The organism is Myroides odoratus (assembly GCF_965118575.1).
Classification (GTDB): Bacteria; Bacteroidota; Bacteroidia; order Flavobacteriales; family Flavobacteriaceae; genus Flavobacterium; species Flavobacterium odoratum_B.
Window position 1 is genome coordinate 1 of the sequence record NZ_CBCPHW010000040.1, and the last position, 3,886, is coordinate 3,886.

At 28.1% G+C, this 3,886-nt stretch carries 3 protein-coding genes; 2 read left to right on the plus strand and 1 reads right to left on the minus strand.

The genetic code is table 11. The features are described 5' to 3' along the window. The first annotated feature begins 144 nt into the window (after window positions 1–144). The gene (locus ACMHJ2_RS17620) at window positions 145–1,950 is read left to right on the plus strand and encodes a DUF6119 family protein (RefSeq protein WP_413514162.1); all 1,806 of its coding nucleotides are present in this window, start codon (window positions 145–147) and stop codon (window positions 1,948–1,950) included. Between the two features lie 98 nt (window positions 1,951–2,048). Further along, window positions 2,049–2,303: a DNA-binding protein gene (locus ACMHJ2_RS17625; protein ID WP_413514163.1), complete on the plus strand. Its 255-nt coding sequence runs from the start codon at window positions 2,049–2,051 to the stop codon at window positions 2,301–2,303. A gap of 109 nt (window positions 2,304–2,412) precedes the next feature. Here ACMHJ2_RS17625 and ACMHJ2_RS17630 read toward each other — a convergent pair whose 3' ends face one another. Then, a complete protein-coding gene (locus tag ACMHJ2_RS17630) occupies window positions 2,413–3,732 on the minus strand; it encodes a site-specific integrase (protein WP_413514164.1) in 1,320 nt (439 codons plus the stop codon). Window positions 3,733–3,886: the final 154 nt, after the last annotated feature.

The window sequence follows — 3,886 nt, forward strand, 5'->3', positions numbered from 1 at the left end:
GGCTCAAAGATAAAGCCTATGATTTAAAAAGATTGAGAGGTAAAGTTATAAAATTATCTAGTAAGATATCCCATAATGAGAATATTATAGCTAATTTTATTAAAAATGGTCTTTAAATAATACTATATAAACCTTACAAATACTATGGAATTAAATAATTTTAAGATTGATTTAAAAATTTTTAAGATAGATAAAAATTATTTTGAATTAAGAGAGAAGAGTGTAGATGAAATAATAGAAACAATAAAAGAAAATCATATTAAAAAATTAAGACATAAATTTAAAGACATTGATCTTACAAAAACTGTTGATCCTCAGGTTACCAAATATAAAGACGATGATTTTCTGTATTGGTCTTATTGCTTCAATCAACCCAAAGAAAAATTTTATTGGAAAGTGTTTTTGCCTGAAGGGCTAACTGAAAATCAAGATTTTAATATTATTGAATTTTCTTACGTTTTATTTATTAAGTATAAAGATGAACTATACTGTATAATTAGTGGAAGTGGTATAAACGTAATTAAAAAATACCTTAATCCATCGTTTGGTATTCAGATATATCAGAGATTATGTGAACCGATGATGGATAATATAATTGAAGTTTATACTAGAAGTATTGCTAATAACATCTCTTCTAAAAAAGAAACATATAACCTAAATCAAACAATTTCAGAGACTTTAGATTATTCTAATATACCTACTAAAATAAAATTAAAAGTCAGAGATGAATTAAAGCAAACCATCTTCAAGAAATATGATCTCAATACAAATCTTGTAATTATGGAAGTAGGAGCATATTTTTATTTGCGTAAAAAAATTGATTTTGAAGAATTAAAGGAATTAATTAAAGATCTTTATAAGATAGAAGATGAACTTGAACAAAAACAGCTAACATTATTTTCGAAAGTAAATAATTATGATTTAGAAAAATCTTTAGACAATTATCTATTAGAATTAGTAGTCAATGATGTATTAGTACATGTTGACAAATCAACTGCAAATAATAATTTAAATGATATAATAGAATTAGTACATCCTACTCAGTTAGAAAGATTCTATGAATGTGATAAATTTATAATTCGTTACAAAAATAGCCGAGGTAAAAGTGACTTAGAGGTATTTGATAGAGGGGGGTTATATTATAATGCAACAAAATATATTTACGAAACACAAGAGGATATCAACAATAGGCAACAAATAGTTCAAGATATTTACAAACTTAATATTTCTGGTCAAGTAAATAATAATCAAAAAACATACGCTAATTTTATATCACATATCACAGCGGAAATTGATTATCAGGGATACAAATATTTTAAAATAGACGGACACTGGTATCTATTAGAAGATGAGTTTTTATCTAGAATGAATGAAGATGCAAAATCATACTATAACAAATATATGCTTGAGAAAGATATTCTAAACGTTTGGAACCAAGGAGATGATGAAGACACTTATAATAAGAGTCATGAGGATTTGGACGGTTATTATATCTTAGATAAAGTAATAAACGAAAATATAGAGTTGTGTGATATTCTCACTATACAAGATGATATTGCCTATTTTATCCATGTTAAAAATGGTTTTAATACTAAAATGCGTGATTTATACATACAAGTTGTACTAGCTGCAAAAAGACTTTCAAATGATTTAAAAAATAATAATGGTATAAGCTATTTAGAGAAAACACTTATTGAATACAATAAAAGACAACCATTGAATAAAATAGATATTAAGGGGTTTATTGAAAAAATAAAAACTAAAAAACTTAATGTTACGTTTGTTATGGCTTTCAGAAATAATCATTATTTAAATAAGAATATAATCGATAGGATTGATGTTTGTAAATCAAATATCGCAAAATACTCGCTTGTACAAGTAGTTAAAGAAATGCAAGAGTATGATTTTGGTATAAAGCTTATTGATATATCTGATATAAAGAATAAATAATTTATGTAGTGATAGCCAAAATATTCCTATAACTACATAAATAAGACTATTATTCTATACAGATCTTATCTTAGTTGTTTAACCTAAAAACAACTATCATGGAAAATCAAATCACAAAGGAAGATTTAAGACTGTTTGCTCAAACAATTATTGGAGAGCTGAAAGAACTATTAACCAAACAAAGCAAAGAAATCTCTCCTGAATGGGTAAAGGCTAAAGTAGCAAGACAGATACTCAGTATCTCGCCAGCTTCACTACAAACACTGCGCATTAGTGGTAAATTGCAGTATCGCAAAATACTTGGTTCATATTACTACAATAGAAAAGATATTATGAACCTTTTTAATGAGTAGAAGTTAACTTCTACTCATTAAAAAGGTTGAAAATGGGCTCCCTCGAATTCCTTACTACAAATACTACAGTTGAATTATTAGAAAATGTAGAGAATCAAGGGAGTTTTTACTATCCATTTAACTGATTAATAAAAGTAGTTAATTGAGCTAATTTATCAGAATTTAGATTTTTTAAACCTTCAAGTAAGTCAGTGTAATTATCAGTTTGTTTATTTGTTTTTCCTTCAAGTTTAGCTTTTAAAATCTGCATTTCATTCTTAATAGCTTCCTCTTCTGTTAAGGCGTATTCCTCTGTTTGTTTAACAGAGTGATGACCCAACATTTCTTTTACTACGTGAATAGGCACACCATTGCCAAGAGTGACAGTACTTCCAAAAGTTCTCCTTGCCTTATGTGTGTTTAACTCACTGATTTCACAAAGTGATGCAATTTCTTTTAAGTACTCATTCATCTTTTGATTTGAACGAACGGGAAGTACAATATCTTTACCAATACAATCAGGATGATCTTTATACTTTTCCATTATCTCAATAGCTTTTGGAAGTAGAGGTATAGTAATATTAGCATCTGTCTTCTGTCTATTGGTTCTAATCCATAGATTACCTTCTTCATCCTTTGTAATATCACTTTTCTTTAACTGATATACATCAATATAGGCAAGACCTGTATAACATTGAAAAACAAATACATCTCTTACAGTACTTACTCTATCATTTTGGAACTCTTTGTTTTCTAAAATAGATAGTTCTTGTTTGCTTAATGGTTTCTTATTGAGCTTCGTCTTTTTAGGTTTATATTGTACAAAAGGATTAGAAGATATTATTCCCTTAGCAACAGCCCGTAAAACAATCTTCTTGAAGTTTGAGATATACTTTATAGCTGTATTATTAGAACACGCTCTAACGGTCTTTAAATAGTGTTCATAACCAATTACAAACTCATAGTTAAGTTCTCTAAACTCAATATCTTCTTTACCATATACATAACGGATATATTCTCCTACATGTGATCTTGCTGTTACGTATCTTTCATGTGTTCCAATAGCGTACTCTTTAGGTACTAACTTAAAAACTTCATCATTATGCTTTTGGAATTCTTCTAAAACTTTAGCTTTACTTGTTCCCTTACCTTGGATATAATCCATAAGCACAGAAGCAGTAATAGGCTCTTCATTACTTAAGAGTTCTAATTTGTACTTAGTAATCTTAGATACGATTGTATCTAAAATATAGTTTAGCGTTTTGGCATCTTCTTTAGAGCCATTAGCACGACCTGCTTTTTGGTTCCATCTTTTGATATCCCATTTGTGACTAAGAGAAGTCTCTTTGCGAATACCATCTACTGTAATTCTAAGGTAAACACCTCTTAAATTACTTTTCTCTCTAGTTGGTTTGAGAAAGAAATTAATTGATAACTGTTTTTCTAACATAATTCAACTGTTTTTAAATATTAATAAATGTCGAATTAAAACGTTCCAAAAACACAGTTTAAAACTCTCTGGCACCCTTTGGCGTCAAGGTTTGCCAAGTTGAAAGGTGCACATTACTTAGATATTTTTTTGTGCACCGAATCAAGAATATTTT